Genomic DNA, 20,181 nt, shown 5'->3' with positions numbered 1-20,181 from the left:
ATGCCCGCCGGCGGAATCAAAAAAAAGGGGCGCCTCCTTCTCGGAGGCGCCCCTTTCACTTGGAGCGGTCTGACCCGACGCTTACGCGTTCGGGAAGATCTGCTGCATCTTCAGGGCCAGGCTCATGTCGCCCTTGATCTTCAGCTTGCCGCCCATGAAGGCCATCTGCGGGTTCAGCTTGCCGTTGATCATGTCGAGGTAGTCCGAAGCAGCCATGGTGATGGTGATGTTGGCCGGGCCCGGGGCGCCCTCGCTGACCTCGCAGGTGCCGTTGGCGACCTTGACCTGCCAGGTGCCGCCGCCGTCGCCGGTCAGATCGAACTGATAGGTGGCGTTGACGCCTTGGGCAGCGGCTGCGTTGAACCGCGAAGGCATCACTTCGAAAACTTGCTTCGCACTCGTTGCTTGCTCGGCCATGGGTGGTTGATCCTCCGTGGGGCGCTGAATTTTGCGGTCTAGTATTGGACACCTGACTCGATGTCAACGGCGACCACGGGGGGCGCCTCCTCACACCAGCCGCATCGTTCCGCGCCTCGGATCCGGCCAGATGCCGACGCTGCCCGCGCGGTGACGGTCACGTCCGCGGCCCGCGCCGTCCGTTGCCGGCTCCAAGCAGCAGCCCGCACCGGCAGCAGCGCCCCGACGAAAAAAGCCTCCCGGAAGGTCCGGGAGGCTTCTTCGAACCCCGTGGGGTTCCTGCTTCGCCTGTGGGTGCTCGCTTTAGGTACGAAACCGGGCGCTCGTACCTGGTTTTTCCCTTTCTATCCTCGACAACCGGCCGACCGTTCAGCCCGTTGCTCGCCGGCCGATGGCCAGCCGGCTACGAACAAGTCCGACGAGTCGGACTACTTCTTCGCGGTGCGACGACGCGCGGTGCGACGACGCTTCGGTGCAGCTCCCTCGGCAGCGGGAGCGGCACTCCGCTTGCTGGCCTTGCGCTTGCCAGCCTTCTTCTTGGCGGCCTTCTTCTTGCCGCCCTTCTTCTTTCCAGCCTTCTTGGCGGCCTTCTTCTTGCCGCCCTTCTTCTTCGATGCCTTCTTTCTTCCAGCCATTGGTTTGCCTCCTTCAGCTGTTATCCGCGAACACCCTCGCAGGCGAAGCATCGAACGGTGTGCACACCGAGCTTACACACTGAACGAATTATAGAGACCCAGAGACACGGGAGTCAACAAAAACGCACTCGCATGGGCGCCTATGCACACGTCGAGATGTCGTCGATTCGACGTCGCGAGCTCTTCGAAGGATGCGCTGGCGCGCTCGATCGCAGCCGTGGCGAGCATTCCCGGTGGCTTCACGCGCGCGGCGGATCGTCACGCGAATGCCTTCTTTCCAGGGTAAATCGCGCGTTTCCCAAGTGACTCCTCGATGCGAAGGAGCTGGTTGTACTTGGCGGTCCTCTCGCCGCGCGAGAGAGATCCGGTCTTGATCTGCCCGGCTCCGGTGGCGACCGACAAATCGGCGATCGTGGCGTCCTCGGTCTCGCCGGAGCGGTGCGAGATGACGGAGGTGTAGCCGGCCTTGCGGGCGGTCTTGATGGCTTCGAGGGTTTCGGTCAGAGACCCGATCTGGTTGACCTTGATCAGAATGGAATTGGCCGCACGCACATCGATGCCGCGGCGCAGGCGCTCGCTGTTGGTCACGAAGAGGTCGTCGCCGACCAGCTGGACCTTCTTGCCGAGCTTCCTGGTGAGCTGGACCCAGCCGTCCCAATCGTCCTCGGCAAGGCCGTCCTCGATGGAGACGATCGGGTACCGGCCGACCAGACGCTCGTAGAGCTTGATCATCTGGTCGGAGGTCTTCCGGCCGCCGTCCGATTTCTTGAAGTGGTAGCGGCCGTCCTCCCACAGCTCCGTGGCTGCCGCATCGAGCGCCAAAGATGCGTGTTTTCCCGCGGAATAACCGGCTTTTTCGATTGCCTCGAGCACCACCTCGATGGCCTCGTCGTTGGTCTTCAGGTCGGGCGCGAAGCCGCCCTCGTCGCCGACGTTGGTGCTCTGCTTGCGCCCATGGAGCACGGCCTTGAGCGCCTGGAAGATCTCGGCGCCCATGCGCAGAGCGTCCGCGAAAGTACGGGCGCCGTGCGGCACGATCATGAACTCTTGGAAGTCGAGCCGGTTGTCGGCGTGGGCGCCGCCGTTGACGATGTTCATGAGCGGCACCGGCAGCGTTGTGGCGCGGCTGCCTCCGATGGACCGGAACAGCGGCTGCCTGGTGTGAGCCGCGGCCGCCTGGGCCACCGCCAGCGACACGGCCAGGATGGCATTGGCGCCGAGTGCGGATTTGTTGGGCGTACCGTCGAGCTCGATCATCCGCCGGTCCACCGCCGCCTGATCGCGCACGTCCATCCCCGTCACGGCCTTGGCGATGGTCTTGTTCACGTTGGCCACGGCCTTGAGCACGCCCTTGCCGCCGTAGCGCTTCTTGTCGCCGTCGCGCAGCTCGAGCGCCTCGTGCTGGCCGGTCGATGCGCCCGATGGAACGCAGGCACGCCCGATGGCGCCGCCCGCCACGCGGACCTCGGCTTCGATGGTGGGGTTGCCGCGCGAGTCGAGTATCTCGCGCGCGTGAACGGACTCGATCCTCATGATCCTGCCTTCTCCGTGATGCGTATTTCAGTCGCCGCAGCCGTGCGCGGCGTGTATGGTTGCCGCGTCTCGTGCTGCGCAAGCGCGGCCGCTGGCGACCTCGGCTGGCGCCGGCGAGTCGCGAGCAGGACTTCGGCAAGAATGCGCTCGTCCCATACCGTCTTCGTCTGGCTGGTGCGGCTGCTCGGGATCAGCGCCATCGTGCTCGCGTACTCGCTTTTCCTCGGCCCGTACGGCCTTCCGGGCCTGCGCGCCCTGCGCGCCCAGGTCGCCGACCGTTCGGACCGGGTGCACGAGCGCATTCTGGCCAATGCCGCCCTGGAAGAGCGGCTCGAGTCGCTCAAGAGCGATCCACGCGCGCTGGAGACCGAGCTTCGCACCTCGCAGAACTGGGTGCGGCCGGGCGAGGTCATGATCGTCGTGCCCGGCTCCGATGCGGCCGCGGCGGCCCGTTAGCTCCAGCGACGCACTCCTTCGCAGTCTCCTCTTCCCTTCCTCCCGCTCGCGGCCTGGCGCCTTTGCCGAGGAAAGGCGCCAGACCGGCACGCGACGTTTACGAGCAGCCGCTGGTGGCGCCGCAGTTGTGGCATTTATAGCAGGCGCCGTTGCGGATCATGATGGAGCCGCAGTCCGAGCACGTGGGCGCATCGCTCTGCGAAAGGAACAGATCGGTCGGCCTGCCCTGCCCGCCCTCGACGACCTTCAGCTCGGGCCGTCCCGACGGCGCCTTGACCTCGCCAGACTCGGTCACCACCGTGGCCTCGACCTTGTTCTCGCCGAGGAAGCGGCTGCCGAGGAAGCGGAAGATGTAGTCGGTCAGGCTCTTGGCCACCGGGATGTCCGGGTTCTTGGTGAAGCCCGAGGGCTCGAAGCGCACGTGTGCGAATTTGTTCACCAGCGCTTCCAGCGGCACGCCGTACTGCAGCGACAGCGAGGTCAGCGTGGCGATGGTGTCCATCAGGCCCGAGATGGTCGAGCCCTCCTTGGCCATCTTGATGAAGATCTCGCCCGGGGTGCCGTCCTCGAAGAAGCCGACGTGGATGTAGCCCTCGTGTCCGGCCACATCGAACTTGTGGCGGATCGAGCGGCAATCGGCGCCGAGACGATGGCGCACCGGCCGCGCCGGCTCCTCGACCGCCTCGGCCGTCTTCTCCTTCTTGGCGTCGGTGCCGGTGTTGAGCGGCTGGCTTCGCTTGCAGCCGTCCCGGTAGATCGCCACGGCCTTCAGCCCCAGCCGCCATGACTCCAAGTAGATGTTCTCCACATCCTCGATGGTCGCGTCGGTGGGCATGTTGACGGTCTTGGAGATCGCGCCCGACAGGAACGGCTGGACCGCGCCCATCATGCGGATGTGGCCGAGCGGCTCGATCGAGCGAACGCCCGAGCGCGGTTTGAAGGCGCAGTCGAAGACCGGGAGGTGCTCCTCGAGCAGGTGCGGCGCGCCTTCGATGGTGTCGTGCTCGTCGATGTACTCGAGGATGTCGGTGACCTGCCTCGTCTCGTAGCCGAGCTTGCGCAGCGCCCGCGACACCGTGGTGTTGACGAACTTGAGCATGCCGCCGCCGACCAGCTTCTTGTACTTGACCAGCGCGATGTCGGGCTCCACACCGGTGGTGTCGCAGTCCATCATGAACGCGATCGTTCCGGTCGGCGCCAGCACCGTCACCTGCGAGTTGCGTACGCCGTGGGTGCGGCCCCGTGACAGTGCCGAGTCCCAGACGTCGCGGCTGGCCGAGAGCAGGTCCAGCGGCACGTAGGCCGAGTCGATCGCGCGCGACTTCTCGCGGTGCTTCTCGATGACGCGCAGCTGCGGCTCGCGGTTGGCGGCGTACCCGGCGTAGGGTCCCATCGCCTCGGCGATCCTCGTCGACTGGTCGTAGGCGCGCCCGCACATCAGGGAGGTGACGGCCGCCGAATAGGCGCGGCCGGCGTCGGAGTCGTAGGGAAGGCCCATCGACATCAGCAGCGCGCCGAGGTTGGCGTAGCCGAGGCCGAGCTGGCGGTACTCGCGGGCGGTCTTGCCGATCTCGTCGGTCGGGTAGCTCGAATTGTCGACCAGGATGTCCTGCGCCGTGATCAGGAGGTCCACCGCATGCGCGAAGGATTCCACCTCGAAGCGGCCCGAGGCATCGGTGAACTTCATCAGGTTCAGCGACGCCAGGTTACAGGCCGAGTTGTCCAGGTGCATGTACTCGCTGCACGGATTGGACGCGTTGATGCGGCCCGTGTTGGGGCAGGTGTGCCAGTCGTTGATGGTCGTATCGAACTGCAGCCCCGGATCGCCGCAGAAATGGGCGTTCTCGGCGATCTTGCGCCACAGGTCGCGCGCCCTGTAGGTCTGCGCCGGCTGCCCCGACAGCACCTGCCGCGTGCTCCAGGGGCCGTCGACGGCCACCGCGCGCATGAAATCGTCGGTGACCCGCACCGAGTTGTTCGCGTTCTGGAAGAAGACGGATCCGTAGGCGGTGCCGTCGATGGCGCCGTCGTAGCCGGCATCGATCAGCGCCCAGGCCTTCTTTTCTTCCTCGGCCTTGCAACAGATGAACTCCTCGACGTCCGGATGGTCGACGTTGAGCACGACCATCTTGGCCGCACGGCGAGTCTTGCCGCCCGACTTGATCACGCCGGCCGAGGCGTCGGCGGCGCGCATGAAGGAGACGGGGCCGGAGGCTGTGCCGCCGCCGCCGAGCTCCTCTTTGGACGAGCGGATGCGCGAGAGGTTGACGCCCGAGCCCGAGCCGCCTTTGAAGATCACGCCTTCCTTGCGGTACCAGTCCAGGATCGAGTCCATCGTGTCGTCGACCGACAGGATGAAGCAGGCCGAGCACTGCGGCCGGGCCTCCACGCCGACGTTGAACCATACCGGGCTGTTGAAGCAGGCGTACTGCTCGAGCATCAGGTGCGTGAGCTCGTCGCGGAAGATGTCGCGCGCGACGAGGTCGGCGAAGTATCCCTGTGCCTCGCCCCAGCCCACGATGGTGGTGACGACGCGGCCGATGAGCTGGCGGACGCTGGTCTCGCGCTGCGGGCTGCCGAGCGGGCCGCGGAAATACTTGGATGCGACGACATTGGTGGCCAGCTGCGACCAGTTGGCAGGGAACTCGACGCCGCGCTGCTCGAAGACGACCTTGCCGCCCTCTCCCTGGATGACGGCATCTCGCAGCTCCCACTCCACCGTGCTGTAGGGATCGACTCCTGCCTTGGACAGCCGGCGCGAAAAGCTGAGGCCGCGCCCCGTCCTGGTCGACATCGCCTGCTCCACCTCTGTTCCGACTACGCGAGCTGCTTTCTCATCCATAGATTCTCCAGGCGGTTCTCCGAACTTTCGCCACTATTGCCGTTTCGATGGTAACGCACTTGCCGGAAGGAGCTACACATTCCATAGACGCCGAGGACCGCCATACCACAATATATTGTGATTTGTACCCCTGCCGGCGCCGGCAGCCAAGCCCCGCGGCCGAAAATGATCAGCGATGGGGGGACGTACTTCATCCGACATGAGTCGGGCAATTTCGGCCCTGTGCGGACACGGGAGAATTGTGCGTTTCCGTCCCCCCTTGCGCCGGTCGTCCATGTCGATGCCTGGGCGCCAGGGCGGCGCTCTGATAGGAGGCGGCGCGTGACCTCGTTGCGACACGATCTCGCAGCCGCCGACGACGATGGCGGGCATCCTTCCTGGCGCGGAGGCCGCTGGTGAAGGGTGCCGGGCCCATCCGTCTGTCGAGCGTGCTGGAGCAGGCGCTGGCTCGCCTGAACCTGCATCGACGCCTCGATGACTACCGCGTATGGCAGGCCTGGGATGACGTGGTCGGCGCCACCATCGCACGCAATGCGCAGCCCGTGCGCCTCGATGGTACGCGCCTGGTGATCGCCGTCCGGACGTCGAGCTGGCTGCAGGAGCTGAGCCTGCTGCAGAAGGAACTCGTCGGCCGCCTCAACGAGCGAATGGGCCGTGAGGTGGTGCGCGAGCTGTTCTTCGTGGTCGGACGCGTCGAGGAGGATGCGCCGGTGCAGAAAAAGGACGCTTCGCGGCCGGCGGCGGCGCCGCCGTCCAGGCCGCGAGTCGTCGATGCGAACAAGCTCGACTTGCCGCCGGGCCTCGGGCCCGAGTTGACCGCTGCCTTCGAACGCCTCTGGTCGAGCGCGCGCAAGCGGCGCTGAACCTCAGGTCATGGCCGCGCGAGCCGGCGAGCGATGCGCAGGCCACACCGCGTCCAGGAACTCCACGCGCGCCCGGTCGATGCACGATTCCACCATCGCCGCCGTGTCCAGCCGCGCCTCGGCTTCCAGCACTTCGTCCATATCGGCGGCGGTCGCCGGATGCCTGGGAACGAACAGCGAGCAGCAGTCCTGGTCCGGCTGGATGGAGATCTCGAAGGTGCCTTCGCGATCGGCGTAGCGGCTGATCTCCAGCTTGTCCATGCCCACCAGCGGCCGCAGCACCGAGATCGACGCGGCACGCTCGATCACGCTCATGTTGGTCAGCGTCTGCGATGCGACCTGCCCGAGGCTCTCTCCGGTCACCAGGGCTCCGGCGCGCGCGCGGCGGCCGAACTCGCTGGCGATGCGCATCATCATGCGCCGGTACAGCACGACGCGTAGCGAGCGAGGGACGGCGGCGACGATCTGCGCCTGCGTCTCGCCGAACGGCACCAGCGACAGCCGGATCGAGCCCTGTCCGCGCGCCAGGATCCCGCACAGCGCCCGCGCCTTTTCCTGGCTTGCCGCGCTTAGCATCGGCGCGCTGTGGAAGTGCACCGCCTCCAGGCGCGCGCCCCGACGCTGCATGCGAAGTCCGGCCACCGGAGAATCGATGCCGCCCGACAGCAGCAGCACCACCCGTCCTGCGCTTCCAACGGGCAGGCCTCCGCAGCCTTCGATGCGCTCGAACGCGAGCAGAATCTGGTCGGCCAGAATGAAGACGTGCACTGCCGAGTCGGGATGATCGAGATCGACGCGCGCCGCAGTGGCTGCAACGATGGCCGCGCCCACTCGCGCGCCCACTTCCGGCGAGGAAACGGGGAAGCGCTTGTCGGCGCGTCGCACCCGTACCGCAAAGCTTCCTGAGGGCCGCCAATGCTCGAGCGCCTCGCCAACGGCGGCGTCGAGCGCCTCCAGCGTCGGCTCCAGGCGGCGAGCGGGCAGGATGTTGGCGATGCCCGGCACCGCCACCAGGCGCTGCACGACCGCGTCGGCGCCGGTGCCCGCGAGCTCGATGACGACGCGGCCCGTGCTGTGCGACACCGCACCGACGGGCAGCCCGGCGAGCGCTTTTCGCACGTTGTCGAGGAGCCGTGCCACGAAGATGGAGCGGTGCCCGAGCTTGAGCGTGATCTCGTTGTAGTGCGCAACGATGACGTCGGCAGTCACCGAGGGAGCCTAGCGCAGACGATCCCCCGGTGCAGACCGCTTGCAGACCCCGCATAGCCTGCGCACATTGGCTCGATGACGCTTCCTCAACAGCTCGCCGAGCATCTGCGCCGGCGGCCGCGGCGCAAGCTGTCGGCGCCCGAGGCCATACCGTGCGCGGTGCTGATCCCGCTCGTGCCGTCCGAGGAGGATTTCGACATCATCTACACCCTGCGCAGCGAGCATCTGCCGAGCCACAAAGGGCAGGTCGCGTTTCCCGGCGGCAAGATGTGCAGCGACGACGACGACCTCGTCTCCTGCGCGCTGCGGGAGAGCGCCGAGGAGATCGGGATCGATCCTTCGCACGTGCAGGTCATCGGGTGCCTGGACGACGTCTACACGATGGCGACGCAGTACGTGATCACGCCGTGGGTGGGACTGCTGCCGCAAGGGTACCAGTTCCGTGCGAACCCTGACGAGGTTGCCGACGTCTTTCACGTGCCGTTGCAGCGGCTTCGCGACCCGCGTCACCACGCGCAGCGCGTCCGGCAGTGGGGCGGCAACGACTACGACATCTCCGTCATCACGGCGGGGCGGCACGAGATCTGGGGCGCCACGCACCAGATCACGATGAACCTGCTCGAGCGCATCGACGAGATCGAAGAGCGCATGCGCCGCTCGGCTTGAACCGCGGCGCGCGCGAGGAGGGCGCGGCCACGGGCATGTCCACGGCGGACACGAAGCGCGAGCGCGGCGCGGTCCGCCGCAGACACGCCCGCGGCCGCGCTCGTTGCGTCGCTTCGGAATTCGCCGTCGCTTCGGGATTCGCCGTTGCGTCGCTTCAGAATTCGATGATGAGGCCGTCGCGGGCACGCTCATAGCGGAACTCGGCGGCCGCGCGCACGTCTTCGCCAAGGTGGGTCAGCAGCAGGCGCTTGCAGCCGAGCTGGTCGCGGTGCGCGAGCAGGTCGGTGTAGGCGGTGTGCATGGGCGTGGCCGGCTCCATCGTGCAGCACTCGCACAGAAACAGGTCCACGTCCTGGCTCCGATGGATGAACTCCTCGGTCCAGGCCGAGTCGCCCGAAAAAAGCACCCGCCCTTCCGGGCACGTGAAGTGATAGCCGAGCGCGACCGGATCGGCGTTGTGCGGGACCTGGAACGATTCGATCTGGAAACCGGCCACTTCCGCGCGCGAGCCCGGCCGCATCTCGCAGACCTTGATCTCGAAGGGCAGCTCGAAGGACTGCAGTTCGCGGTAGTAGCCAGCATACAGGGCCAGGCTGCGCGTGAGGACGGTGGGCGGGCCCACCAGCGTCAGCGGCCGCGTGCGCGGGTTCTCGAACAGGTACTCGAGAAACAGGAACGGAATGCCGCCGAAGTGGTCGCCGTGCAGGTGGGAGACCACCACCGCGTCGATGTCGCCGGTATTGAAGCCGTTGCGCTTGAGGCCGGCAAGGATGGCCGGGCCGCATTCGAGCACGATCTTGCCGCCCCCATGCTCCAGGACGTTGCAGCTGTGTAGGGAGCCGGCGGCACAAAACGCATCCCCCGAGCCAAGGACGGTAAGTTTCACTACTCGGCAGGGTACGGGTTGGCAAGACCGCAAGTCAAGGCGGGGGTGAAATGCGCCATCGGTTGCAAACGGCAGCTCCCGCACCGACTTGTACGATGGTGGAGCTGGATCTGACCATCGAGTCTCTGGCCTTCGGCGGCGCCGGCGTCGCTCGCAGTGGTGATGGGCGCGTCGTCTTCGTCGAAGGAGTCGCGCCCGGCGACCGCGTGCGCGCGCAGGTGACGGCCGACCAGGGATCGTATCTGCAGGCGCGCACTCTGGACGTGCTCGAGCCCGGGCCTTCTCGTGTGGCGCCGCCGTGTCCGATCGTCGAGCAGTGCGGAGGCTGCCCCTGGCAGCAGGTGGACTATGCCGCCCAGCTGGCCGCCAAGAAACGGGCCGTGGTGGACGCGCTCGAGCGCATCGGCGCGATCCACGAGCCTCCCGTGCGCGAGGTGTTGCCGTCCCCCGAGCTGTTCGGGTACCGCAATCGCCTGAGCCTGCGCTTCCAGGACGCCCGCATCGGCTTCTACCAGGCCCGGACCAATCGGCTGGTGCCGGTAGCCGACTGCCTTCTGGCCGAAGAGCCGATTCGCGCGGCGCTTCCGCAGATCGAGGCCTTCGTAGCCTCACTGGCCACGCGCGTGATGCGCGTCGAGATCGCCACGCGCGGGCGCCTGCCGGGCCTGGTCCTTGCCATCCAGAGCGGAGGCCGGCTGCGGCATGGTGACACCGTGGCGGCGCAGCGCGTGGTCGACGAGCACGCCAATCCCATCCGCGGCGTCGTCATGCAGGGGCGTGGCTGGCGCAGACAGTGGGGCGACGTTCGACGCGTGTTCACGGTCGCCGAGGGCGTGGACGTCGAGCTGCCGGGCGCCTCGTTCGGCCAGGTCAACACGAAAGGAAATCTTCTGCTGGTGGAGAAGACGGTGCAGGCCGCGCTGCCGGCGCCGGGCGCCAGCGTCCTGGAGCTCTACGCCGGCGCCGGCAATTTCTCGCTCGCCCTCGCACGGCGCTCCGGGCGCCTGACCGCGGTCGACGAGGATCGAACGGCGGTGGAGACGGGCCGCGCTTCGGCGCGTGCTGCGGGCCTGGCCAACGTGCGCTTCGTCGCGGCGCGCGCAGGTGACTACCTGGAGAAGGCGGCGGTACGCCCCGATGTGCTCGTCGTCGATCCGCCGCGCAGCGGACTGACCGACGCAGCCGCGCCGTGCGCGCGTCTCGGGGCACCGCGATGGGTTTACGTCTCGTGCAATCCGACGACGCTGGCGCGCGATCTGCGCATTGCCGCCGAGCATGGTTATCGCCTGAAGGAGGCGTGCCCGATCGACATGTTTCCGCACACTTTCCACGTCGAAACCGTGTGCACCCTAGAGTTGACATGAGCCGGACCCGCTCCTACGCTCGGCTTCGCACGCACCGGGAGACCGGCCCATGAAGAAAAAGACGCCTGCAGCAAAATCCACGGCTCCCCGCACCAAGATCACGATCATTCCGGGAAAGGGCGTCTCGCAGGCCATCAACTACCTGCTCGAAGACCGCGACGAGCTCGAATGGCTGGTGGCGGTGGGCCGCAACAAGGACGGCGAGATTTTCTTCTACGACACCGGGGGCGACATCATCGAGGACCTCGGCACCCTCGAATACCTCAAGGCCCGCATCGCACGGGCGCACTTCGGCGAAGACGTCGAGTAGAATTCGCTGCTTTCCAGCGGGGCACCCCACGGTCCGCCCCGAGTCCGGCGACGCGCCCCGTCTTCGCCAAACACGACGATTCGGCCGCTGAGTGATTTTGCGGATCCGCCACCGAGCGCGCCTGCGACGTGAACGGGCCCGCTCTGCGACCCGCTGCGATCGGTTGCTGGCGCCGCTGCAATCCGTCGTGGAGTGCGCCAGCGTCGTTTGTCGGCCGCTATTGCAGTTCGTGAAAGACGAGCCCGGTCAGCAGCTTCGGGTAGAAATACGTAGACTTGTGCGGCATCAGCTCGCCGGCGCGACAGACCGCCGCCATCTGCTCGGGCCGCGTCGCGTTCATCAGGAAGGCGCCTTCCAGCTCGCCCCGTAGCACGCGCTCGAGCAGCGCGCGGCCGTCGATCGAGTAGGCAAGCTTGGCGTCCTTCCCGCCGGCAGCGCTGAGCGCGCGGCCGAGAATGTCGTCGTGCAGGACCTTGACGTCGAGCTCGTCGAGCGGTGAGTGCGGCTGGCGCGTCACCGAGCGCGTGGCCAGCAGCAGGTGCTGCATGTCGCGCAGGCCGATCCCGAACGCATGCGTCCCCTTGTCGGCCGCTGCCAGAGCGGCCTGCAGCTGCTCGATGCCCTGCGTGCTGCGCTCGAAGCGGCGCAGCTTGAACTGCGACGACAGCGCGCGCCAGAAGGCGTCGCAGTCGGCGCCGCCGCTGTCGACCAGCTCGCGGTGCGTGGGCAGGATGACCATGCCGGGATCCTCGAACGTCGCCAGGAACGCGAGCACGTGCGCGGCGGGCGCCTCCTCGTCGCCCGGCGCATCGTCGCCCGTCGGCGGCTCCTTGCCTCCGGAGATTTCGTACCAGTAGTTCAGCGCGGTCTCGTAGCGGTGGTGTCCGTCGGCGATGAACAGCGCCTGGTCCGACACCGCTGCACGAATGCGCTCGATGTTGCCGGCCTCGCGGACCGACCACACGCGATGGCGATTCCCCTGATGCACGACGTCGATGTCGGGAACGCTCTCCCAGCCGCCATCGGGCTCGGGGACGAAGCCGGGCCGCGAGTACACGCAGAAGATCGGGCTGAGATTGGCCTTCACGCGCCGGGTCAGCTCGAGGCGATCCTGCTTGTGGTGGGCGAAGGTGTTCTCGTGGCGCAGCACGACGCCGGTCTTGTACGGCTCCAGCGCCAGCGCGCCCAGCACGCCGATGCGGCGGCGAGGGCCGGCTGCCTCGAAGTCCTGCACGTACAGGTAGAAGGCTGGCGCCTCGTCGCGCTGCAGGACGCCGCTGCCGCTCCAGTCGCGGTACTGCCGCGCCGCTTCATCGTGGCCGTCCTTGTTCAGGATGAGGCGGGTGCAGTTGTAGGGGCTTCTTGCGTAGAGGTCGTCGCGCTCGGCCGGGCTGATCACGTCGTAGGGAGGTGCGACGACGTCGTCGAGCGCGCCCACGCGCGCGGCGGCATAACGGAGTCCGCGAAAGGGACGAAATCTAGCCAAGGGAATCCTCCGAAAGCGGCGCGAGCGCGGCGATGGCGGCGGCGTCGATCGCACCGGCGCGGCGCAGATACGCGCGCGACTGCAAAAACTCAACTACCGTCGAAACGGTGGTGTCCACGCGCGCGCCCCCATCGAGAAACGCGTCGACGCCGCTGCGAAAGTAACGGCGTGCCTCCTCGGCGGTGCGTGCCGGCGGCTGCCCCGAAGGATTGGCGGACGTGGACGTGACGGCGCGGCCGAGCGCTGTCACCAGCGCTGCGGCGACCGGATCGCTGCTGCAGCGAAGGCCGACGCCTCCGCCCGGCCCCACGAGCGCCGGCGCGACGTGCTTCGCTGCCGGCAGCACGATCGTCAGCGGCCCCGGCCAGAATCGCTCCACGAGCGCGCGCGCGGCGGGCGGCGGTGGCTGCGCAAGAAGCTGCGCTGCCGACTCCAGGCTGGCAACGAGCAGCGAGATGCCACGCCCAGCGTCGCGACCCTTCAGCTCGAGCAGCCGTTCGATGGCGGCGGCGTTGCCCGCGTCGGCCGCGATGCCGTAGACGGTCTCGGTGGGGTAGACGACGAGGCCGCCGCTCGAAAGGGCGCACGCGGCCTCGGCGATGCTCGCGGCTGGCAGGTCCAGCTAACTGCCCTCGGGATAGCGCCGCACCAACCCCGGCACCGCGTCGGCCATCTTCTTCTTGCGGTCGGCCATCGCACGCGCCAGGCGTTCGTCGGACAGCGACAGGATCTGTGCCGCCAGCAGCGCGGCGTTGCGCGCGCCGGCGGCGCCGATGGCCAGTGTGCCCACGGGCACACCGGCGGGCATCTGCACCGTCGACAGCAGCGCGTCCATGCCGCGCAGCGGCCCGGAGTCGAGCGGCACGCCCAGCACCGGCAGCGTGGTGATGCCAGCCACCGCACCGGCGAGATGCGCCGCGACGCCGGCGCCGACGATCAGCACCTGCAGGCCGCGATCGCGCGCCGTCGAGGCGTACTCTGCGGTCTTGGCGGGCGAGCGGTGCGCCGAGGTCACCACCACCTCGTGCGCGATACCCAGCTCCTCGAGGATCTTGGCGCCCTCGCCCATCACTTCCAGGTCGCTGGCGCTGCCCATCAGGATGCCGACCAGCGGCCGCGCGGCCTTGCTCGGCCGGCCGGCGGCTCGGACCGAGGAGTTGCGCCCGCGCTTGGCCGAGCCCGTCTGAGATGCCTTGGCGCCTTTACCGGCCGCGCGCGTGCTCCTGCTCGCGCCGCCGCCCTTGCCCTTGCTCGTGCTCATGATGCTCCTTTGTTCTGCTGTCGTTCGCGCGCCAGCGCGCGCCAGGCGATGTCTCGCCGATAGTGCGCACCCGTCCAGTGGATTTTGCCCGCCGCTTCGTATGCGCGCGCGGTGGCCTCGACCGCCGTCGCGCCCGTTGCGCACACGCCCAAAACGCGGCCTCCCGCCGTGACGAAGCGGCCCTGGCTGTCGCAGCGCGTGCCGGCGTGAAAGACCTGCACCGCCGGAACGCGTCGTGCATTCTCGATTCCCTCGATGGCGTCGCCTGCGCGGACCTTGCCAGGATAGCCCTCGGCCGCCATGACGATGCACGCCGAGGTTCCAGGCTCCCATTGCAGCTCGATACGATCGAGCCGTCCATCGATGGCTGCCAGCAGCAGCTCGACCAGGCTCGAGCGCAGCCGCATCAGGATCGCCTGGCATTCGGGGTCTCCGAATCGGACGTTGTACTCGAGCACCCTGGGGCCGCGCGGCGTCACCATGATTCCGGCGTAGAGCACGCCGCGGTAGTCGATGCCGGCTTCGCGCAGCGCCGTGACGGTCGGCTCGATGACGGTGGCCATGATGAGCTCGTGCATCGCCGGCGTGATCACCGGCGCAGGCGAATAGGCTCCCATGCCGCCCGTGTTGGGACCGCGGTCGCCGTCCAAAACCGTCTTGTGATCCTGCGAGGTCACCAGCGGCAGCGCCGTGCGCCCATCGGTGATCGCCATGAAGGACGCTTCCTCGCCCTCCATGAACTCCTCGACCACGACGCGGCGCCCCGCCTCGCCAAAACTGCCTGCCACCAGCATGTCGGCGATGGCGTCGTCGCTCTCCTTCTCGCTGGCGCAGATCACGACGCCCTTGCCGGCCGCCAGGCCGTCGGCCTTGACGACGACGGGGAAGCCGAGCTCGCGCGCGAATCGCTGCGCCTCGTGGAGCTGGCTCGCGTCGAACTCGGCGTAGGCGGCGGTGGGTATGCCCGCTTTCGTCAGCAGGCGCTTGGCGAACGCCTTCGAAGCTTCCAGGCGCGCGCCCTCGCTGTCGGGGCCGAAGATGCGCAGGCCGCGCGCGCGGAACTCGTCGACGATTCCGGCCGCCAGCGGGGCCTCCGGACCGACCACCGTCAGGCCGATGCCCTCGCGCTGGGCGAAGTCGGCCAGGCCGCGGATGTCGAGCGCCTCGATGGAAACACGCTCGGCCACCTCCGCCATGGCCTCCGAGCCCGGCGCGACGAAAACCTTGGTGGCGGCGCGATCGCTCGCCAGCTTCCATGCCAGCGCGTGCTCGCGCCCTCCGCTTCCGACTACGAGAACTTTCATCGCCGCCGTCTCAATGCCGGAAGTGGCGCACGCCGGTCAGCACCATGGCCATTCCATGCTCGTCGGCAGCCGCGATGACTTCGGCGTCGCGCAGGCTGCCGCCGGGCTGGATGACGGCACGCGCGCCGGCGGCCGCGCAGACGTCCAACCCGTCTCGGAAAGGGAAGAACGCGTCGGACGCCACCACGCAGCCTTCGAGGCTCAGCCCGTGCTCGCGCGCGCGAGCCACCGCCAGGCGCGCCGAGTCGACGCGGCTCATCTGGCCGGCGCCGACGCCTACCACGTGGTCCTCGTTCGCAAGCACGATCGTGTTGGATTTGGCGTGCTTGCAGACCTTCCAGGCAAAATCGAGCGCGCGCAGCTCCATCGCCGTCGGCGCACGCCGCGTCGCGACCCTGCACTGCGCGGCCGCCGAGTCCTGCAGATCGCGCGTCTGCACCAGCAGGCCGCCGAGCACGCGTTTCATGTCGAGCGCGTCGTCGCCGCCGTCGGCCCGCGAATCCACCTGCAGCAGCCTCACGCCGGCCAGCTTCTTGTTCGATGCGTACAGCTCGAGCGCCTCGGGCGTGAACGAGGGCGCCAGGATGATCTCGAGGAAGACGTCCTTCATCGCCTCGGCCGTGGCGAGATCGACCTCGCGGTTGAAGCCGACGATGCCGCCGAAGATCGAGACCGGATCGCAGCGGCGCGCCTTGTCGAAGGCCTCGCGGGCGCCGGCGGCCACCGCCACGCCGCACGGATTGGTATGCTTGATGGCCACGCACACGGGCTCCTCGAACTCCATCACGAGCTGGAGCGCCGCATCCGCATCGACGATGTTGTTGTAGGAGAGCTCCTTGCCGGCCAGGACGCGCGCGGCGGCCACCGACGGGCCTTCGATCCTGGGCGCCTTGTAGAAGGCGGCACGCTGGTGCGGGTTCTCGCCGTAGCGCAGCCCCTGCACGAGCAGCCACTGCTGATGCAGGGTCGGACCGAACTCGGCGGCGGCGGCGCCGCTCTGGCGACCGAGCCAGTCGGCGATCATGCCGTCATAGGCGGCCGTGGCCGCATAGGCCTTGCGCGCCAGCTCCTTGCGCGTGGCCAGCGCGATCTGGCCGCTGCCACGCAGCTCCTCGATGATGCGGGCATAATCCGCCGGATCCACCAGCACCACGACGTCCGCGTGATTCTTGGCTGCCGAGCGCACCATGGACGGCCCGCCGATGTCGATGTTCTCGATGGCCTCCTCGTAGGTGCACCCGCGCGCGGTGACCTCGGCGAACGGATAGAGATTGACGCAGACCAGGTCGATGGGCTCGATGGCCTGCTCGGCCATCTGCCGCACGTGCGAGGGGTCTTCGCGGCGCGCCAGGATCCCGCCGTGGATCCTGGGATGCAGCGTCTTGACGCGGCCATCCATGATCTCGGGCGAGCCCGTGTGTTCGCTGACCTCGACGACGCCGATGCCGGCACCTCGAAGCACGGCCGCGGTGCCGCCGGTGGACAGGATCTTGACGCCCAGCTCGTCGAGCGCGCTGGCAAGCTCGACCAGTCCCGTCTTGTCGCTGACGCTGAGAAGCGCCGTCTTGATCATCGTGCTCATTCCCCGCTGCGGTTCCGTCTATTCGAAGATCCGCTCGACGCGCTTGCCGAGGCGCGCCACCAGCTCATAGCCGATCGTTCCGGCGCGCTCGGCCATCTCCTCGACGCTCGGTGAATGTCCCCACATCACCACGCGGTCGCCGACCGCGACGTCGTCGATGGCGGTGACGTCCACCATCGTATGGTCCATGCAAACCCGGCCGATCACCGGCGCAACCGTTCCCGCCACCATCACCATGCCGCGATTGCTCAGGTGGCGCGGATAGCCGTCGGCGTAGCCGCACCGCACCGTCGCCACCTTCGTATCGCTGCTGGTGCGATAGGTGTGGCCGTAGCTGATGCCTTCGCCGGCCGCGATCCAGGCCACGCGCACGACCGCCGCCTCCAGCGTCATCACCGGCGTCAGCGAGGCGCGGTCGCGCAGGCACGGGTCGGGATGGATACCGTAGAGCATGATCCCGGGCCGCACCATGTCCAGGTGTGCTTCCTTGCGGGTCAGGATGGCGGCGCTGTTGGCCATGTGCCGCTCCAGCGAAAACCCGGCCGCCTGCAGCGCCTGATCGGCAGCCAGCAGGTGCTCGAGCTGCCCGAAGGTGACCTCGCCGGTGACGGACTCCGCCTGCGCGAAATGCGAGCATATGGCCGTCAGACGCACGCCGCGGACCTTGGCCGCCGCCGCGGCGAAGGAGACGGCATCGCCCGGAGCGATGCCGAGGCGGTGCATCCCGGTATCGATCTTGATGTGCACGGCGGCCTCGCGGCCCACCGCAGCGGCCGCCGCGCCGAGCGCCTGCACCACCGCGATCTCCTGTGTGGCCACCTCGGCGCCGGCCTCCACGGCCATGCGCGCGTCCTGCGCAAGGATGCCCCCGAAGATCACGACGCGCGCATCGGGGGCGATGGCGTGAACGTGCGGCGCCAGTTCGGCAGCCTCGGCGACGGTGACCACGCCAAACGCGCGGCAGCCGGCACCAAGCAGTGCGTCGGCGCAGCCCCTGGCTCCGTGACCGTACGCGTCGGACTTGATCATCGCGAGCACGCGGACGCCGGGGCCGACGAGGCGGCGCACCTCGCCGAAGTTGCGGATGAGCGCGCTGCGATCGATGCGTGCGACGGGGAGACTGGAGGGAGCCGCTCGTGCGGCCATTGCGGCCAGATAGCAAGGCACCTGCAGGTTGTAAAACCGCCACTGCCTCGCTATCCCGCGCCATGCGCGTGCAAATCAACGGCGAAGACAGCGACGTCGAAAACGGCGTCACCATCGCCGAGCTGGTCGCTCGCCTGGGTCTCGGCGGCCGCCGCGTCGCCGTCGAGCTCAATCGCGACGTCGTCACTGCGGAGGCCTGGCCGACCACGCAGCTGCGTGCCGGCGATGTCGTCGAGATCGTGCACTTCGTCGGCGGAGGCTGAGTTGGACGACGATTTCTTCGAGCTCGCCGGGGTTCGATATCGCTCCCGGCTCATCGTCGGCACGGGCAAGTACGCCGACTTCGAGCAGACGCGCCGGGCGGTCGATGCCTCGGGCGCCGAGATCGTCACCGTGGCCGTGCGCCGCGTGAACATCACAGACCCGAGCAAGCAGAATCTGCTCGACTACCTGGACCTGAAGAAGCTGACGATCCTTCCCAACACCGCCGGCTGCTACACCGCCGACGACGCGGTTCGCACCTGCCGTCTGGCGCGCGAAGCCGGCGTCGGCAAGCTGGTCAAGCTCGAGGTGATCGGCGACGAGAAGACATTGTTTCCGGACGTCCCGGCCACCATCGAGGCGGCGCGCCAGCTCGTGGCGGAGGGCTTCGACGTGCTGCCCTACGTCACCGACGATCCGGTTGCGTGCAAGCGGCTCGAGGACATCGGCTGCAAAGCCGTCATGCCGCTGGCGGCACCGATCGGATCGGGCCTGGGCATCCGCAATCCCTACAACATCCGCATCATCGTCGAGCAGAGCTCGGTGCCCGTCATCGTCGACGCAGGCGTCGGTGCGGCCTCGGACGCCGCGCAGGCGCTCGAGCTCGGTTGCGATGCCGTGCTCATGAACACGGCCATTGCCGGAGCCAAGGACCCGCTGCTGATGGCGGAGGCGATGAAGCTCGGCGTCCGCGCCGGCCGCGCCTCCTATCTTGCCGGGCGCATCGCCAAGCGGCTGCACGCGAGCGCTTCTTCGCCGATCACCGACCTCATCGGCTAGAGGGCGCCGGCTGGAGCGGGAGGCCATGCCATCGCCGAGGCCGCTGCCTTCGCCGCCGCTGATGCTGGTGACCGGCGACGCCGGCGACAGCCAGGAGATCGTCGCGCGGTGCCTGGCCGCCGCGGCCGGTGGCGTTCGCTGGATCCAGCTTCGCGCCCGGCAAAGCGACGGGCGCAGCCTGCCGGCGCATGCTCTCTACGACGCCGCCGCACGTCTGGTGAAGGAAAGCTCCCTCACCGTCACCGTCAACGATCGCTTGGATGTCGCGTTGGCGACCGGCGCGGCCGGCCTGCATCTGCCAGGCGGCGGGTTCCATCCGGCCGTCGTGCGGCGCCGCCTGTCGGCGGCGTGTCTGCTCGGACAGTCGATGCATTCGGTCGAAGAAGTGGAGAAAGCGCCGGGCGAGCTCGATTACGTCCAGCTCGGACCCATCTTCGATACGCCGAGCAAGCGGCCCTACGGCGCGCCGTTGGGCACCGGCACGCTCGAGCGTGCGGCGGCCGTGCTCCGCAGCCGCGCGCAGCGGCCGGCGCTGGTCGCGATCGGCGGGATCCGCGCGCACGACATCCAGACGGTCGCGGCCGCCGGCGCGGATGCGATCGCGGTCATCGGCGCCATCTGGGACGCCGCCGACGTCACGGCCGCGGCGCAGGAGCTGACCGCCGCCCTTTGGCGCTGTTCGATCGCCCTCAGACGCTCGAGCTGATGTAGACCTTGACGCCCCGGCGGATCAGATCGCCGAGGTGCGTGGATAGCTGCTCTTCGGCCGTGGCTCTCTCGACACCATCGACGAAGATGCGCACCGCCCCGACGCCGCTGCTGGCGGATTCCTTGAGCATATCGAGGGCGTAGCCGTCGAAGGCGCCCGCGACGAAGATCGTGCCTGCTGCATCCGCAGCCGGCTCGAGCCGTGCGCGGAAGGAGGGGGTTGCCGACACATAGTTCATCATCGTCATCCTACTCTCTCGGTCGTTGGACCGGGCCGTGGCCCCTGCTGCCGATCCAGCAAGTGCCGCGCCATGTTTCCTCGCGGTGCGAAGACAGCGATGCCGCGTGGTCTGCGCGTGGTCGTCCTCGTTCGTTCGCACCCAATGTGCACAACCAACCGTCAGGTGCTCATGAAATGAGCGTTCGTTTTTCCGTCTCGCATCCGGAGCTTCGGGGTGGCCTCCGGGTGCCG

21 protein-coding genes are annotated in these 20,181 nt (G+C 68.1%); 8 read left to right on the top strand and 13 right to left on the bottom strand.

Features of this window, described 5'->3' with window-relative positions:
* Window positions 1-81: 81 nt before the first annotated feature.
* The 3 genes from VEC57_12995 to eno form a co-directional block, all read right to left on the bottom strand.
* Window positions 82-417: an SCP2 sterol-binding domain-containing protein gene (locus tag VEC57_12995; GenBank protein HYC00043.1), complete on the bottom strand. Its 336-nt coding sequence runs from the start codon at window positions 415-417 to the stop codon at window positions 82-84.
* A gap of 428 nt (window positions 418-845) precedes the next feature.
* Window positions 846-1,052, bottom strand: coding sequence for a hypothetical protein (locus tag VEC57_12990; protein HYC00042.1), 207 nt, complete (start codon window positions 1,050-1,052; stop codon window positions 846-848).
* A gap of 258 nt (window positions 1,053-1,310) precedes the next feature.
* A complete protein-coding gene (eno, locus tag VEC57_12985; GenBank protein HYC00041.1) occupies window positions 1,311-2,585 on the bottom strand; it encodes a phosphopyruvate hydratase in 1,275 nt (424 codons plus the stop codon).
* 141 nt (window positions 2,586-2,726) lie between these two features.
* Between eno and VEC57_12980 the strand changes: the two genes are divergently transcribed.
* Window positions 2,727-3,041 (top strand): septum formation initiator family protein, encoded by a 315-nt coding sequence (locus VEC57_12980; GenBank protein HYC00040.1) that lies wholly within the window; start codon window positions 2,727-2,729, stop codon window positions 3,039-3,041.
* 97 nt (window positions 3,042-3,138) lie between these two features.
* On the opposite strand, the gene VEC57_12975 is transcribed toward VEC57_12980, so the two are convergent.
* Complete coding sequence (locus VEC57_12975) at window positions 3,139-5,835, bottom strand: vitamin B12-dependent ribonucleotide reductase (GenBank protein ID HYC00039.1); 2,697 nt, start codon at window positions 5,833-5,835, stop codon at window positions 3,139-3,141.
* Window positions 5,836-6,278: 443 nt separating this feature from the next.
* Here VEC57_12975 and VEC57_12970 point away from each other — a divergent pair, with 443 nt between their 5' ends.
* Window positions 6,279-6,746 carry a DUF721 domain-containing protein gene (locus tag VEC57_12970; GenBank protein HYC00038.1) on the top strand — a complete coding sequence of 156 codons (468 nt, stop codon included), beginning with the start codon at window positions 6,279-6,281 and terminating at the stop codon, window positions 6,744-6,746.
* 3 nt (window positions 6,747-6,749) lie between these two features.
* Here VEC57_12970 and thiI read toward each other — a convergent pair whose 3' ends face one another.
* Window positions 6,750-7,955, bottom strand: a complete 1,206-nt coding sequence (thiI, locus tag VEC57_12965) for a tRNA uracil 4-sulfurtransferase ThiI (GenBank protein HYC00037.1) — start codon at window positions 7,953-7,955, stop codon at window positions 6,750-6,752.
* Window positions 7,956-8,030: 75 nt separating this feature from the next.
* On the opposite strand from thiI, the gene VEC57_12960 reads away from it, so the two are divergent.
* Window positions 8,031-8,621, top strand: coding sequence for a CoA pyrophosphatase (locus VEC57_12960; protein HYC00036.1), 591 nt, complete (start codon window positions 8,031-8,033; stop codon window positions 8,619-8,621).
* A gap of 154 nt (window positions 8,622-8,775) precedes the next feature.
* On the opposite strand, the gene VEC57_12955 is transcribed toward VEC57_12960, so the two are convergent.
* Window positions 8,776-9,507, bottom strand: a complete 732-nt coding sequence (locus VEC57_12955; GenBank protein ID HYC00035.1) for an MBL fold metallo-hydrolase — start codon at window positions 9,505-9,507, stop codon at window positions 8,776-8,778.
* Window positions 9,508-9,602: 95 nt separating this feature from the next.
* Here VEC57_12955 and rlmD point away from each other — a divergent pair, with 95 nt between their 5' ends.
* On the top strand, window positions 9,603-10,871 hold the full coding sequence (gene rlmD, locus VEC57_12950) for a 23S rRNA (uracil(1939)-C(5))-methyltransferase RlmD (protein HYC00034.1): 1,269 nt from the start codon (window positions 9,603-9,605) through the stop codon (window positions 10,869-10,871).
* A gap of 49 nt (window positions 10,872-10,920) precedes the next feature.
* Window positions 10,921-11,181: a hypothetical protein gene (locus VEC57_12945; protein HYC00033.1), complete on the top strand. Its 261-nt coding sequence runs from the start codon at window positions 10,921-10,923 to the stop codon at window positions 11,179-11,181.
* 217 nt (window positions 11,182-11,398) lie between these two features.
* On the opposite strand, the gene VEC57_12940 is transcribed toward VEC57_12945, so the two are convergent.
* The 6 genes from VEC57_12940 to alr are packed head-to-tail and all read right to left on the bottom strand — an operon-like array spanning window position 11,399 to window position 17,960.
* Window positions 11,399-12,667 (bottom strand): DUF1015 domain-containing protein, encoded by a 1,269-nt coding sequence (locus VEC57_12940; protein HYC00032.1) that lies wholly within the window; start codon window positions 12,665-12,667, stop codon window positions 11,399-11,401.
* On the bottom strand, window positions 12,660-13,268 hold the full coding sequence (locus VEC57_12935; protein HYC00031.1) for an L-threonylcarbamoyladenylate synthase: 609 nt from the start codon (window positions 13,266-13,268) through the stop codon (window positions 12,660-12,662). The genes VEC57_12940 and VEC57_12935 overlap by 8 nt, the downstream gene beginning before the upstream one ends.
* A gap of 21 nt (window positions 13,269-13,289) precedes the next feature.
* Window positions 13,290-13,928 (bottom strand): 5-(carboxyamino)imidazole ribonucleotide mutase, encoded by a 639-nt coding sequence (purE, locus tag VEC57_12930; protein ID HYC00030.1) that lies wholly within the window; start codon window positions 13,926-13,928, stop codon window positions 13,290-13,292.
* A complete protein-coding gene (gene purD / locus VEC57_12925) occupies window positions 13,925-15,232 on the bottom strand; it encodes a phosphoribosylamine--glycine ligase (protein ID HYC00029.1) in 1,308 nt (435 codons plus the stop codon). The genes purE and purD overlap by 4 nt, the downstream gene beginning before the upstream one ends.
* Window positions 15,233-15,242: 10 nt before the next feature.
* Entirely contained in the window at window positions 15,243-16,814 is a 1,572-nt protein-coding gene (purH, locus tag VEC57_12920) for a bifunctional phosphoribosylaminoimidazolecarboxamide formyltransferase/IMP cyclohydrolase (GenBank protein HYC00028.1), read from the bottom strand.
* 18 nt (window positions 16,815-16,832) lie between these two features.
* Window positions 16,833-17,960 (bottom strand): alanine racemase, encoded by a 1,128-nt coding sequence (gene alr / locus VEC57_12915; GenBank protein HYC00027.1) that lies wholly within the window; start codon window positions 17,958-17,960, stop codon window positions 16,833-16,835.
* 62 nt (window positions 17,961-18,022) lie between these two features.
* Between alr and thiS the strand changes: the two genes are divergently transcribed.
* The 3 genes from thiS to VEC57_12900 are packed head-to-tail and all read left to right on the top strand — an operon-like array spanning window position 18,023 to window position 19,707.
* Entirely contained in the window at window positions 18,023-18,223 is a 201-nt protein-coding gene (gene thiS / locus VEC57_12910) for a sulfur carrier protein ThiS (GenBank protein HYC00026.1), read from the top strand.
* Between the two features lies 1 nt (window position 18,224).
* The gene (locus tag VEC57_12905; protein HYC00025.1) at window positions 18,225-19,001 is read left to right on the top strand and encodes a thiazole synthase; all 777 of its coding nucleotides are present in this window, start codon (window positions 18,225-18,227) and stop codon (window positions 18,999-19,001) included.
* A gap of 25 nt (window positions 19,002-19,026) precedes the next feature.
* The gene (locus VEC57_12900) at window positions 19,027-19,707 is read left to right on the top strand and encodes a thiamine phosphate synthase (protein ID HYC00024.1); all 681 of its coding nucleotides are present in this window, start codon (window positions 19,027-19,029) and stop codon (window positions 19,705-19,707) included.
* Here VEC57_12900 and VEC57_12895 read toward each other — a convergent pair.
* Window positions 19,691-19,957, bottom strand: coding sequence for a hypothetical protein (locus VEC57_12895; protein HYC00023.1), 267 nt, complete (start codon window positions 19,955-19,957; stop codon window positions 19,691-19,693). The two genes, VEC57_12900 and VEC57_12895, sit on opposite strands and share 17 nt — an antisense overlap.
* Window positions 19,958-20,181: the final 224 nt, after the last annotated feature.

It is taken from the genome of Candidatus Limnocylindrales bacterium (genome assembly GCA_035626395.1).
Classification (GTDB): Bacteria; Desulfobacterota; Binatia; order UBA1149; family CAITLU01; genus DASPNH01.
Note: the sequence above shows the minus strand (reverse complement) of the source record. Positions and strands in the feature narration are given on the sequence as shown.